Raw genomic sequence first — 13,839 nt, 5'->3', positions numbered from 1 at the left:
AAGGGAGAAGAGTTACACGGCAACCTTTTCAATCATCCTTATTTTACTTTTAATGAGGTGGACTTACTGAGGTATTTTCCCAGTAAATGGGAATTGTAACTTTACATTTGTGAATCAATTTGCATGGGTAATTTAATAATAAACTTGGTTCCTCTTCCCACCTCACTTAGACATTCAATTTCACCTTTTAGTTTTTGCGTGACTAAATTGTAGACAATATGTAACCCTAACCCACTGCCACCTTGACCGCGCTTAGTGGTAAAGAATGGCTCAAAAATTTTACTTAAGTTTTCTGGGGGAATACCTTTACCTTCATCGGCGTATTCAAACCTTAGCCGATTATCTTCTTGCTCCCAATCAAAAATTATTTCCCCAGAAAGCCCTGGTTCGTAGGCATGAATCAGAGAATTGATTAGCAAGTTTGTCACAACTTGGGACAAGGCTCCTGGATAAGAAGTTATGGCTATTTTGCTATCTCCCTTAATTTTAAGCGAATGTTGGCTATTTTTCAACTTGGGTTTTAATTGTAATAAAATTTCATCAAGATAAGGTCTGATCTGGAAAGTACGTCGTTCTTCGCTAGAGCGATCTACTGCTACTTGCTTAAAGCTTTGAATCAAGGCTGCCGCCCGCTCTAGGTTAATTAGAAGTGCCTTACTGCTTTGGGTAGCAATATCGACAAACTCTTCTAAATCCGAGCGCTTCATTTTGCCGCTTTTATAAATAGATACAAATTCGGTAGTATTTTCTGCCAAAGCTGAAGCAACAGTGACACCCACTCCGATGGGAGTATTAATTTCATGGGCAACACCAGCAACTAATCCTCCCAGAGAGGCCATTTTTTCAGATTCGACTAACTGAGTTTGGGTAGCTTTTAAAGCCTCTAGGGTGTTCGATAATTGTTGAGTGCGATCGCTCACTAATTGCTCTAAGTTTTGATTAAAATCCTGTAAATTTTTGTAAAGTTGAGCATTCTCAATAGAAATAGCAATTTGGGAAGATAAAAGTTTTAACAACTCAAGCCGATCGGTAGTAAAAGCCCCTTCAGTCAGGTTATTTTCCAAATAAAGAAGGCCAGTCAGCTTACCTTGGTGCAGCAGAGGAGTGCAAAGAATAGACTTCGGTTGAGTAGCTGCAATATAAGGATCGCGAGTAAATTGTCCCTCTTGAGCCGCATTATTTAACACCACATTTTCCTGAGTGCGAATCACATAATTAGCGATAGCACAAGCCAGCAAAGGAGTTCCCCCAGAAGCTGCTTCTGCATTGAGAGGAAGCGATCGCAGCACGCTAACCTCATCCTCCTGCACCGAACCTTCCGCCTCAATCGCCCAGTTTCCCGCTTTTTCTAAAATCAAAAAGCCTTTTTGCGCCCCCGCATTCTCGATCGCAATCTTCATCAACCTTTCCAGCAACCTACTCAAAACAATTTCACCCGAAATCGCGAAAGAAGCTTTCATCACCGTAGCTAAGTCTAGCGTCTCTCCCAAATTGTTGCTAGTAGTCGCCGTCGTGGTGCGGTTAACTTTTGTTTGAGTAGTTGTCTTCCCAGAAATTCTCGCTATTAATTGAGGATACTTTTCCTCTAAATACTCAACTTGACGTTTAGCACCCCAATATTGGTAGCCATAGTGAGCTTTAGTCAAGTAAATTTGGGCAAACTCTTCTTTATCTTTCCCCAACCAAAACTTAGCAGCAAGAAACGCCGCCAGCGCTTCATTCTGAATAAAATCACCCTCTCTAGCCTCAGAAGAAGCGCGATCGTACAAATCCATCGCCTCCAAATCTCGACCTGAAATTCTCGCCATTTCTGCCGCCACTAGCGAGAATTTATGTGCAAAACTTTCCGAACAGTTATCCGCCCAAACTTTGATTAGTTTCTGATTAGCTTCTAATTGCTGCCAGTAATCTTTTCGCTCCGATTCAGAAACCTCAGAATATAGAGCCGTTAAAATCAGACAGCGGTAAAAATAATGATGAGCACTAGAAATATGACCCATCAAATAATCGATCAGCCCTGCCGCCCGTTCAGATGCTTCTAGCGCCTCACTGTACTGTTCGTCAAGATAAAGATTCTGCGCTTTTAAAACATAAAACTCGCACAGCGCTGCCATACTTTTACGCTCATGAAAATTTTCTAAATGCTGTTTTTCGCTAACTTCATCCTCTTCTCCCATCAAATTCAAAATTGCTATCTTATTAGCAATAATAATATCAATCGCCCAGAGATTTTTAGTATGATAGCAGAAATGGAGCGACTTGCCAATATCTTCCAAGAGATTATTCAAATTCATGCCCTGGAAGAAATAGGTAATAGTTTGAAACATCCGGTTATAACCAGTCCATTGCAAATTGCCCGATTGCAAGCCAACTTTATAACCTTCGTTATTAATTTGGGCCGTAGTTTTGAGAGACCTCACCCAGCAGTTTAAGTAATTGGCAAATATCACACTATCTTGGCAATTTTGAGACAAATTATTTGAATTTTCGCTCAGAGTCAGAGCGAGTCTGCCAAACTCATAAGCAGATTGGTAATTCCCTAAAATTGAATTCAGGATAATTCCATAACACGAATAGCAGTAAGACCCTCCCGCTACAAAACCGTACTTGAGAGAAAGGTTAATCGCTTCGATCACAGTCAACTTCCACAGTTCTTGAGAGGAAAAGAACGTTAGCGGCCCCATGTTTCCCAATAATTTCATTGCCATTAGTTGAGCCGGATCTTTCATCTTTTCGGCATTAATTAATGAAGCAATTTCTTGGTTTGCCAAGCAGGCTGTAGCTGCCGCCATTTCCGCATTAACCGCCTCGCTTAAATTATCTTCAGCCAAATCTATGCCCAGCAAGTGCAGGGCTTTTAATCCAGATTGCACTGCTGCTTCATATTTACTCAAGAGAGTGTACTGCACGATCAAAATGTTGTATATTTCGGCTTTTTCTAGCTCGGATTTTGCCCGGGCAAATGCCACTTTTATTAAAGCTTCTGATTCTTCAAAATTGCCGTTTAAATATTCAGCCTCTGCCAGCTCCTTATGAAAGGTAAAAGCTAGTTCGTAGGAGTCTTGCCAAATATCGCCCGGTAAAATTTCTCGACCGATTTTTAAGTAATCTCTGGCAGCAGCATAAGCCGTTGCATCTTTGGCTTTGCGAGCGGCTGTTAAATTTAAAATAGCTAGTTCAATTTTCTCGTGTTCGTCAACGATTAAATTCCGACCCGAATTCAAATGATCCGCAATTTCAAAAATTCTTTCGGCTCGTCGCTCGGGAGAAATATTTGCCAGTAACAGACGACCAATTTGTAGGTGAATTGCTGTTTGCAGTTGGGAGTCAATCAAAGCGTAACCTGACTGCTGCACGCGGTCGTGCAAAAATTTATAAGTAGTAATTACCAAGTCTGAGTTAATTATTTCTGATTCGGCAGCGCCTAACTCAGAAGTAGTTAAGATTAATCCCTCTTGGATGGCTGGCAAGAGTTCTTGAAACGTGGTCGCCCAGGATTTTTCATTAATAATTGAAAGAGTGTTTAAGTCAAAACTATTACCCACGCAAGCAGCCAAACGCAAAACTTGCTGAGTTGATGCGGGCAGTCTTTTCAATTTTCCTAGCATCAATTCAATGACGTTATCAGTAATGCCTACTGATTCAATTTCTGAAATATTCCAATCCCAGTTTCTTTCTTGAAAATTGAATCTTAGCAGGTTTTCTTGATAGAGAGTTTTGAGAAACTGATTGACAAAAAAAGGATTGCCTTGAGTTTTACTGACCACTAACTCGGCTAGGGGGAGGGCTGATTTTTGGTCTTTACGCACGGTATCACTAATTAAGTTACTTATTTGGTGAAGGTGTAGGGGAGCTAAAGTAATTCGCTCGATTCTGGCACCTTGATTTTGCAGCTCGTCCAAAGTCATCATTAAAGGATGAGATGGGTTGACTTCGTTGTCTCGATAAGCACCAATTAGAAATAGATAGTTCGTTGGCTCATCTGCTATCATTACTTGTAGCAATTTCAATGTAGCGGCATCAGCCCATTGTAAATCGTCGAGAAAGATGACTAAGGGATAGTCAACTGAACAAAACACGCGGATGAATTTGAGAAATACTAAATTAAAGCGATTTTGTGCTTCGGTAGCGCCTAATTCTTGTACGGCCGGCTGTGGGCCAATGATTAATTCTACTTCCGGAATGACATCTACAATGATTTGACTGTTAGCGCCAACCGCAGCTAATATTTTTTGTTTCCAGGTGTTGAGTTGATTTTCGCTTTCTGTTAAGAGTTGCTTGACTAATGATTGAAAGGCTTTGACAACGGCCGCGTAAGGGATATTTCGTTGAAATTGGTCGAATTTTCCGGCAATAAAATAACCTCTGGCTTTAGTAATTGGTTTATAAACTTCTTGTACTAAGGCGGATTTTCCAATGCCAGAGTAACCGGATACTAGCATCATTTCGGTGCTGCCCCTGCTGACTCGCTCAAAGGCTGCTAATAAGGTTTCTACTTCTGTTTCTCTGCCGTAGAGTTTCTGAGGTATCTGAAACTTATCTGTAATATCTTTTTGGGCGATGGCAAAATCTGCAATTGCTCCCGTAGTTTTTAATTGTTCTAGGCATTCTTCTAAGTCAGCGATAATTCCCCAAGGGCTTTGATATCTGGCTTCAGCGGTTTTCGCTAATAGCTTCATCACAATATCAGAAACAGCTTTAGGAATTTCTAGATTGATTTGATGGGGCGGTACTGCTTGTTTGGCAATGTGACAGTGGATTAATTCCATTGCATCGCTGTAATCCCAGGGCAATTGCCGCGTTAGCAGTTCGTAAAAAGTGACTCCTAATGAGTAAAAATCAGTGCGGTAGTCTATGGCTCTGTTCATTCTGCCTGTTTGTTCCGGCGATATATAGCTAAGAGTGCCTTCTAAAACATTAGGATTTTTCAGGGTAGGATTTTCGCGCTTTAAAACAGTAGAGATGCCAAAATCTATAATTTGAACTCGCCCTGTGGTTGAGTTAATAATAATATTGCTGGGATTGATATCTTTATGAATAATTTTATGTTGATGAATTTCACCTAAAGCCCTGGTTATTTTAATAGCTATTAATAAAAACTCTTCTAAGGTAAGTTGGTGAGAAGCCAATAAGAGCTTTAATGAGTCTCCACCACAATCCTCGAAAATGATAGCCAAACTGTTATGGTACCTTTCTAAGCTGTAGGTTTGAGGCACACTTTCTAGGTGAAGATTGCGTGTAATTTCGTATTCCTGCTTGTATCTGACTAAGGAAGCTGGCATCGGATAATCTTGTTTGAGAAATTTGAGAATTACCGGTTGGTTGTCTTGCTTTCTCAGTCCGCGGTAAACTAAAGAATTGTTACTTTCATGAATTTGGTTAGTAATCTCGTAGCCCGCTAAGTTAATCATTCTTAGAGCCTCTTGTTAGTATTAATACTCAATTATTTGTTGAGAAATTGTTAATTAATTAAGTAGATGTATCCTCTAGTACATAATAATATCGGAAAACTTAAAAAAACTTAAGCTTTAAAATAAAAATTATTTTTTGTTAATATTTCTTAAAAATAAGACGGCTAAACATTCGGGTCAGGAGTGCGATCGCTCCACAGTTTCCTGCAAAGGCAGGAAGAACAGAGTGAAGGGCGATCGCCCCCGATCTTCATAGGAGATTTGGGTGTTACATAATTAGAGTATGAATAGGTGGAATCACCATGAAATGAAAGCGAATGCAAATTAACCAATATCCGTAAAAACACTAAGAAAAAATGAAAACAAAACCAGATTTGTGTCTAACGCGATCGTCAATTTATCGCTGATTATGAATCCCACACATGGTTACAGTTATACTGTGAAAACGCAAGGCCTAAAAATGTATGTCAATGGTAGAAATTTTCGGGGATTAACGAATCAAGGGAGTTCATCATACCACCCTAATAACTTCGGTAAGACTTGTGGGAAAACTCCACTACCAAGGATTGCCAATCATTGTAAATGCGGCCCAATAATAAGGATGCAAAAGCACTCGATCGCCCCGCGCAGCAATTTCCGGAGGCAAAATTAGACTCCCAGAAAGCCCTTCGACTCGCAGCATCCCGTCTTGAATCCGCACGCGCCCCTGCAGCATCTGTAATTGCGCGCGCCGCAAAGCCTCCGCTTTAATCATCAAATTTCCACCGCGTCTGGGAGCCCGCAACTGCCGATAAAACTCAGTCATCAGCCCCAAAGTCCCCTCATCGCTGACTTCCCACAAACTCGCCAAAGCCGATTTAGCACCGCTAGCTACCGCCAAACCCGCAAACCCCAACTCCGCCTCTTCGTCGCCCAAAGCGGTACTGCACGCGCTTAAAACTAACAGATTCACCGGCGGTTCATTCCACCGCAACTGCCGCATTTGATCGATACGCAATTTAGTATCCCACAACTGAATGTAAGAATTTTTCGGTTCCCCGGGCTGGAATTCGCTGTGAGTTGCTAAGTGAATGATGCCAAAAGGCCGATTTGCCCGCTGAGCTTGCAAATTTCCGAGAGTAAAATCTTGATTCAAAAATGATTTTCCTTCTGAGGGCGGCGCGATCGACTCTAACTCCACCGGTACCGCCGGTAATGGCGCTTTATCTTCAAATACCGACGCCCCCATTGCCAAAACTTCATCATCCGCAATATTGTCGTAGCGAGTATCAGTCAAACTCAGACTCGGCATCACGCTAATGCTGTATTTCTCAACTAAAAAGCCTTTGCCGTCGTGAAGGGCCACAAACGGCACGCTCCGCAAACCTGCTGCCGGAATTACAATTAAATTGTCAATTTTTAAAGCTGTCAATTCTGCGGCAACTGGCGCAATTAACCAGCGATAAAGTTTTTGCGCCGTATCCAAATAACTAATGCTGCTTCTTTTGCGGGGATTAGTGATTTCGCTTTGCAGGGCGTCGGCTAGTTGCAACACCTGCCAGCGCGTTGTCGCCGGAATTAAAACGCGCTGGGGTTGAGCGTTAGCTGTTACTAACACTAATTCTAAATGCTCCCCGTTAGGAACATCGGAAACTTCTTTACCATCCGGCTGCAACCTCTGGGTCAACTTATCTTCTAACGGATGAGGAGGCTGGGATGCGAGGTGTTTTCTCACAGGCAATAGATTAGATAAATCCTGACTGGCCACCAGCACCGAACCATTTTCTTTGGCTGCTGCAGCCGAGCCACTGACCCAATTCATATAAATAATGGCCGATTTGATCCCGGTAATTTGTTCATTTTTACGAAGAGTTTCGTAAATTACCGACATATTACTAATTGGCGTTCTTGCGGGCAAGTCTAGATATTTTTCGTACTCGCGAGTAAAGATTTCCTCAAATGCTAAAACTCCCGAACCAGCAGAATCTAGCCTGCGAGAAGGAGCGAAAATATCCGGGCTAATTTCGGGAGTTTTGTATCGACTTTGCGATCGCAATTCTACTTGCAAAGATGCAGGAAGTGACTGGGCAGGATCGGGATTTACGGGGACTACTGGCACTAGAGGCGGTGCGGGAATTGGTTCGGGAATTGGTGCGGGAATTGGTGCGGGAATTGGTGGGGGAATTGGTGGGGGAATTGGTGCGGGAGTAGAGGGCGCGCCCGGTGTAATTAGGGAAATCTGATTTGGTAAACTTCCCTGGGTGTAAGTTTCCCCAAAAGCAAGACTGGGCAAAATGGCGTTTCCCGCGCCAGCATTAATGCTTCCCAGGGTTCCATTGTCGATCGCACCGCCAACTACAAACGGTCGATCGATACCGCCTCCGTGGCGAATTGCGATCCTCCCCGCCCCCGCACCTCCGGCAGTAGAAATACTCGAAGAATTGCCCGATATATCGTTGAAAACATTGTTCGAGCGAAACAAACCGGGGGTTGTCACATCAACGCTGCCGCCAGCGCCACCAGGGCCGCCTTGAGCGTTGATCGAGCCCAACTGAATGTTATCAGTCGCGCTCAGGGAAACGCCCCCGCCGTTGCCGTTTGAAGTGCTGCTGGAGTTGAGATCGAGAGCCGAAATGCCCGATGAAGAGGTGACAGCAATATTTCCGCCGATCGCCCCCGAAGCGTTCAAAGCTCCCGCAGTTAAAGGGCCGGCATTGGTTTGGAGAGCGATCGCGCCTCCTGTGCCCGCCGATGACGAGTCGATCGCACCTGCAGCAACAGTATTCCCCTCAACCCGAATCCTCCCGCCGTTCGAGGTAATATTGCCAGTCCGAACCTCGCGGCTTCCTTGCAGGTTCACGCTGCCCCCATCCGTCCTGAAATTACCCTCTAAGAGGACATTTCCTGCCTTGATATCGGCTCCCAAAGCGGTCGTGCTGTCCCCCCCGAAGGTAGCGGAATCGCGGGCGTTAACGCTCAAACTGCAGGCTGCAATTGTGGAAGCAGCCGTCACGCTAGCAGCATCGGCCGAGAGCCGGCCCAACCTCTGAGTTTGACCGACTCTGCCGTCAAAAGTAATGTTGCCGCCAGCGCGCAGCGTCAAATTATTAGCTCGGCCCGGCGTGCTGTCGAGGGTATTGGCAAAAGCGATATTGCCGGTGGTGGCGGCTAGGGCGGCGGTGCGATCGACTGTGACGTTACTATTGAAAGTCATGTCGCCAGATGTCGCAATATTGCCCGAAACCTCGGTACTGCGGGCGTTAACAGTCAAACTCGCCAGGGGTGCAGCTTGACCGACTGTAGCGCCGAACAGCACTCGCCCAGCGTCAAGTCTCAGGGCGCGAGATCCGTCTAGGCTACCGGAGAACAGAATGCTGCCGGTAACTTCCGCGCTCAAAGCCACGTCAGCATTGAGGGATGCGTTTCCTGTAAAAGTGAGATCGGCGCCGGATGTCGCAATGTTGGCGCCGAGATCAGTTTGGGGCGCGTCGAGAGTCAAGCTAGCGCTGCCGCTTGTATTCAGGGGATGGTCGATCGCGATCGAGCTGCCTTGAAGTGTCAGCGGGCTGTTGAAAGTAATGGGTGCGACGATCGCGATCGACGAACTGCTACCGTTTTCGCGCCCGATCGCGATCGAGCCGAAACCCCCCGCCAAAGCGCCGAGATCCGTTGCCGTCAAGTCCAAAATGCCCAAAATATCGCCGGTGCCACCGATCCGAATTGCTCGGCTATCGTTGGGCTGCAAGCGAATTGTTCCCCCCGCACTGCTGACAGAATTGCTGCCGCCTCTCAAGTCAATGCCGTTACCAGTGAGAGCGATATTGCCGCCGTTAGCATTGAGTCCGCCCAGAGAGATGCTGCTGGCGAAAATATTGATGTTGCCGCCTTGAGTCTCGATTGAGTCCTTGGAGTCATTGACAAAAAACACTCCGCCCGCTCTAAATGTTACGGTGTCTCCGGTTCTCGCTTGCAGGGAAAGTTGGTTGTCGGGCAAGTCTTGGAGGGTGATGTAGCCGGGGGTATCTAGAACCACGTTGCTGCCGGCCGCCATCTGTTCCAACTGTAATTCTGAGATCGATGTTTCATTGGGTTGTGGTGCCGGTTCGAGTTCTCCGCCAGTCGATCGCGCGTTGGTGTCGCCGTTACCGCTGACGATCGTAATATTTGCCGGATCGAGCCACAGATTGCCGATCGCACCGTTAGTCGCGCGGGTATCGACCTCTCCTTGGAAAGTTAAAGCATTTTTGCCCGAAACTTCTACTTTTCCGCCGTTACCTGCGGCGATGCCCCCGCGAGCACTAATATTGCCGAAGAAGCGAGTTGTATTGTCTGACCAAATTACCGCAGTGCCGCCATTGCCGCGGTCGATCGCGTTGGCTGCGATCGTAGAATCAGGACTAACATAAGTTACCAGTGCGTTCGGCACTGGTTCCATCCCCCGGAAACCGCCTCCGACGCGCACAGTACCTCCGCCGTCAGTCCCGGAAGCATTGATATTTGCGCCGAAGAGTCCGACTTTTTCCCCTAAAATATTGACTGTGCCGCCAGCATTCCCAGAAAGGCCAAATACATTTACAGAACCGGAGACGATCGCACTTCCGGCAACTGCGGACACTGTTTGACCGCCAGTGAGTACCAATTGACCTTGTTCGTTAGTCGTTAAACCTGTGGCTGACGCTGCGCCGGGCCCCGTCAGCAACTGAGGCAAAGAAACCGGGGCGAGCGCCGATTTTTCTGACTGCAAAGACGGAGTAATTTCTAAACTTAATAAATTGCCAACTTGACTGATGCGGACTGAATTTTGTCCTGGAACAGCAGCCACAGTAACTTGACCGTTGGGAGCGGATAATTGTCCTGTATTAATAACGGTGCCACCGAGCAAAGTTAAACTTTGCCCGCTGCCAACTGCCAAGTTTCCCGCATTGACAATTGCACCGACTTGTGAGTTATTAAAATTAAATTGATTGGGATTTCCCAGTAAAGCTTTGTAATCATTAATTCCGGCCGAGTTGAACCAGCGATCGCCGAACCCAATACCTGTAGCAGTTGTCGCGAAAAAAGACCCCGGCACGTTTAATCTAGCATTTTGACCGAAGACAATTCCCGCCGGATTCATTAAGAATAAATTTGAGTTACCGCCGCTAACAGAAATCAGACCGTTAATGACGGAAACATTGTCGCCGGAAATCCGCCCTAAAATATTTTGAATATTTGGATTAGTTAGAAAATTAGCAATTTGACCTTCGCTGAGATTAAATTGGCTGAAGCTGTGAAACAGATTTGCCCCGTTTCCTGACAGTTGCCCGCCGCTAATGTCAGTGCGATTTTGATCGGACTTAACAACAGTATTCGTGCCGTCAGCAGCGGGAACGACAGGTTGCGATCGCACTGCTAGCGGTAGCAGCCCAAAACCTAATGTCAAAATTAGAGCAGAACGAAAATAGGTCATTGGAGGAAGCCATTAGTCATTAGTCATTAGTTCTCAGTCATTAGTCATTAGCCGGAAGGAAGAGGGAATTCAGAAAAGCCAATTCTCCATTACCAATTCTAATCTCTTCTCGTTTTGATTTTTTTTGAGCGGTAATGTTCCGCCAAAGTGCCAATAAACTTGAAAAGGTCGATCGAACACCGCCACCGCCGGGGTCGATCGCACTCCAAAACCACCCGTTGCCAGAATGTCGAAAATTTAAGGCAAATTTTGTATTGATCTGTAACGAGTGTATTGACAAAATCCCCCCAGAGTCCTATGATTGGAGCACTGATTGGGTGGGAAAGTAAAAACCCACACAATAACTGGCTCCTCTAATAAAGTTAAAGACACAATATTGATGCTTTTAGAGACCAACCATGCAAACTCCAGCTTTCCCATTTCTAACTGAACAAATAGTAGAGCGGATATTTTCGTCAGGCGAACTGACTCGCGATGACAGACAGCGAATTCAGTCAATGCTCTTAAATGAGTCGATCGGCGACAAGGAATTGAGCTTAATTGAAAGAGTCATGGAAGGCGTAGTCAAGGGGATACTTGACGTGATGAATTAGTTGATAACAGGCGCTAACATATCTAAATGTAGGGTGCGACCGGGCGCACCTTAGCTTAATTTTAAATAAAATCGAAAGGCGAAAAGCGAAAATTCTGTCACCGTTCTAAAAATCATCATCCGGGCCGTCATCCGGGCCCTCATCCGAGCTCCGATCGCGACGCACAAGTTCAGAAGGAGGCCTATCGTTACTCCAAGCCCACCACACGCAATCGCACTGGCAGCGGTAAAATTCTTGCCACTTGCGACGGTTGAACTCGGTATATACTGGCGATCGGCGATTAATCCAGACATCAGCGGCATTCGTGCAGCTAGCGCCACACTTGGGGCAGCAAAACTCATTAGCGTGAACCGCCGTCGCAGTCCATTCAGGAGGATGTGGAGCAAAAGCTTCCATGTGTTAGAGTTTCTATCTAAACTGCTGGTAATTACGGCAAATCAAGGGTTGCTAAAGATCCGCAGAGTTCGGAATGACCTAAGCAGTGACATAAGTACGCTGTTGAGTGCCTAATTCATCTGCCCGTTATTTTTTTTAGCATTTGCCGTCAGATGAATAGTATAACTGATGTGGTGCAAGCCGTCGATCGGCATTCTCAAGTATTTCAAGGACTAGGCTCATGTCTATCTACAATCTTATCTCGTTTCTGGGCATTTTTGGCTTATGTGCGATCGCCTGGGTTTTCTCAGAAAATCGCAAAGTTCAGTATATACCTTGGCGCGTCATCATCTGGGGCATTGGGCTGCAATTAGTCTTAGGATTTTTAGTATTCCTGTTCCCCCCAACTCGCCTCGCGCTAGAATGGTTTACTAGCTTACTGGATGGAGTATTCACCGCTGCTGACTTTGGAGCGAGGTTTGTATTCGGCAACAACATTGTACCGATACCTGGCAAAGATCCGGAAGTTAATTTAGGATATATTTTTGCCTTTCGAGCTTTACCGACAGTAGTCTTTTTTTCTGGCCTCATGGCCTTGCTATACAACATCGGCGTGATTCAAATTATCACCGAACTTTTTGCCAAAATATTTTATATGACAATGCGGTTGAGCGGCGCCGAAGCCCTCAGCGGCGCTGCTAATATTTTCGTAGGAATTGAAGCGGCAATTGTCGTCAAGCCTTATTTGCCACAAATGACTCGTTCCGAACTTTGTGCAATTCTATCTTGCTGTTTTGGGACTGCCGCTTCTTCAACTTTAGCAATTTACGTCAGTTATCTCAAGCCAGTTTTTCCCAATATTTTAGGGCATTTAGTTTCAGCCTCAATTATCGCCATTCCCGCTTGTTTTGTTCTCTCCAAAATCTTAGTACCCGAAACAGGCGTGCCCGTGACAATGGGTGGCATTCCCAAGGGAGAACCGAAGCCTAAAGGCCGCGAATTTGTGGGCGACGAAATTGCCGAAAATGATGGTGAAGTCCGCGAACAAGAGACAGTTGGCGGAGAACCCATCGAACGAGTTAGTCCTTTGGATGCAGCAATTATCGGCGCTTTAGACGGGGTAAAGATGTCAGTGTCGATCGCAGCGGTTTTGATTTTGATTTTAGGCTTGGTTTCGTTAATAAATCAAGTTTTGGGAGCCTCAACGCTGACAAAGATTGAAGGAACATTATTTTACCCCCTGACTTTGTTAACCGGAGTTCCCTTTGAAGATTCTTGGGAAGCATCAGTAATTATCGGTCGCCGACTATTAGAAACAGCCATTCCGCCCTATCGAAGTTTAGCAGAAGCTGCAGCGAAAGGAGAGGTGAGCGATCGTACAGTTTTGATTGTCAGTTACGCCCTTTCCGGCTTTGCCCACTTAGCCTCTGTCGGCATATTTGTCGGCGGTACGATCGCCCTAATTCCATCCCGCCGCAAAGACATTTCCGAACTCGGTTGGAAAGCATTATTTGTCGGCACTTTAGCGACAATGATGATCGCTTGCATCGCCGGCACCTTCGACACTGGAGACGCCAGCATTTTAGGCGCTAAAACAGCCCCTGCTGCCCCCCTAACAGCCCCTGATTCTCCGAAACCATCGGCATCCCCAACCGCGAATTCAAAGCCGTCAGTTGCCCCAGCAATTGCCAGTCCGAAGCCTTCGCCAAACGCGGAAAAAGTGGCTCCCAGAACTCAAGAATCTCCTTCTTCCGAATCCAAGAAAAACCCTTAATATCTTCTCTTAACTTGTCGGGGCTGGTTTTACCAACAGTATTTGTCAATAATCGACAATCTCTCAAACCCGCCCTCACCCAACAGTAAATCCCCTCTGGACTTGTAGGGGCGGGTTAACCAACAGTATTTGTCAATAATCGAAAATCTCTCAAACCCGCCCTCACTCACCCAACAGTAAATCCCCGCATACTTACAGTTATATTTTCGTATTTTATCGAAATCAAGAACGTTGATGTAGTTTATTGGTTGGGTGGGG

General features: G+C 45.7%; 6 protein-coding genes. 2 read left to right on the top strand and 4 right to left on the bottom strand.

Annotated features, from left to right (window positions below):
• Nucleotides 1-101: 101 nt before the first annotated feature.
• The 3 genes from OSC7112_RS15375 to OSC7112_RS38210 all read right to left on the bottom strand — a co-directional run bounded on the left by OSC7112_RS15375 (nt 102) and on the right by OSC7112_RS38210 (nt 11,119).
• A complete protein-coding gene (locus tag OSC7112_RS15375; RefSeq protein ID WP_015176765.1) occupies nt 102-5,411 on the bottom strand; it encodes a trifunctional serine/threonine-protein kinase/ATP-binding protein/sensor histidine kinase in 5,310 nt (1,769 codons plus the stop codon).
• A 556-nt stretch (nt 5,412-5,967) separates the two neighbouring features.
• Complete coding sequence (locus OSC7112_RS15370; RefSeq protein WP_015176764.1) at nt 5,968-10,839, bottom strand: CHAT domain-containing protein; 4,872 nt, start codon at nt 10,837-10,839, stop codon at nt 5,968-5,970.
• 40 nt (nt 10,840-10,879) lie between these two features.
• Complete coding sequence (locus OSC7112_RS38210) at nt 10,880-11,119, bottom strand: hypothetical protein (protein ID WP_150111546.1); 240 nt, start codon at nt 11,117-11,119, stop codon at nt 10,880-10,882.
• A gap of 118 nt (nt 11,120-11,237) precedes the next feature.
• On the opposite strand from OSC7112_RS38210, the gene OSC7112_RS15365 reads away from it, so the two are divergent.
• Nucleotides 11,238-11,432, top strand: a complete 195-nt coding sequence (locus OSC7112_RS15365; protein WP_015176762.1) for a hypothetical protein — start codon at nt 11,238-11,240, stop codon at nt 11,430-11,432.
• 105 nt (nt 11,433-11,537) lie between these two features.
• Here the strand turns inward: OSC7112_RS15365 and OSC7112_RS15360 are convergent, their stop codons facing one another.
• Complete coding sequence (locus OSC7112_RS15360; RefSeq protein ID WP_015176761.1) at nt 11,538-11,828, bottom strand: hypothetical protein; 291 nt, start codon at nt 11,826-11,828, stop codon at nt 11,538-11,540.
• Between the two features lie 220 nt (nt 11,829-12,048).
• Here OSC7112_RS15360 and OSC7112_RS15355 point away from each other — a divergent pair, with 220 nt between their 5' ends.
• Entirely contained in the window at nt 12,049-13,581 is a 1,533-nt protein-coding gene (locus OSC7112_RS15355; protein WP_015176760.1) for a nucleoside transporter C-terminal domain-containing protein, read from the top strand.
• The last annotated feature ends 258 nt before the right edge of the window (nt 13,582-13,839 follow it).

The sequence above is a fragment of the Oscillatoria nigro-viridis PCC 7112 genome, assembly GCF_000317475.1.
GTDB lineage: Bacteria > Cyanobacteriota > Cyanobacteriia > Cyanobacteriales > Microcoleaceae > Microcoleus > Microcoleus nigroviridis.
The sequence above is the reverse complement of the archived record's forward strand: the minus strand, read 5'-3'. Positions and strand labels throughout refer to the sequence as shown.

Bases quoted from the DNA above. Each gene is read 5' to 3' on its own strand.
- OSC7112_RS15375 (WP_015176765.1), bottom strand. From the start codon at position 5,411: ATGATTAACTTAGCGGGCTACGAGATTACTAACCAAATTCATGAAAGT.
- OSC7112_RS15370 (WP_015176764.1), bottom strand. From the start codon at position 10,839: ATGACCTATTTTCGTTCTGCTCTAATTTTGACATTAGGTTTTGGGCTG.
- OSC7112_RS15365 (WP_015176762.1), top strand. From the start codon at position 11,238: ATGCAAACTCCAGCTTTCCCATTTCTAACTGAACAAATAGTAGAGCGG.
- OSC7112_RS15360 (WP_015176761.1), bottom strand. From the start codon at position 11,828: ATGGAAGCTTTTGCTCCACATCCTCCTGAATGGACTGCGACGGCGGTT.
- OSC7112_RS15355 (WP_015176760.1), top strand. From the start codon at position 12,049: ATGTCTATCTACAATCTTATCTCGTTTCTGGGCATTTTTGGCTTATGT.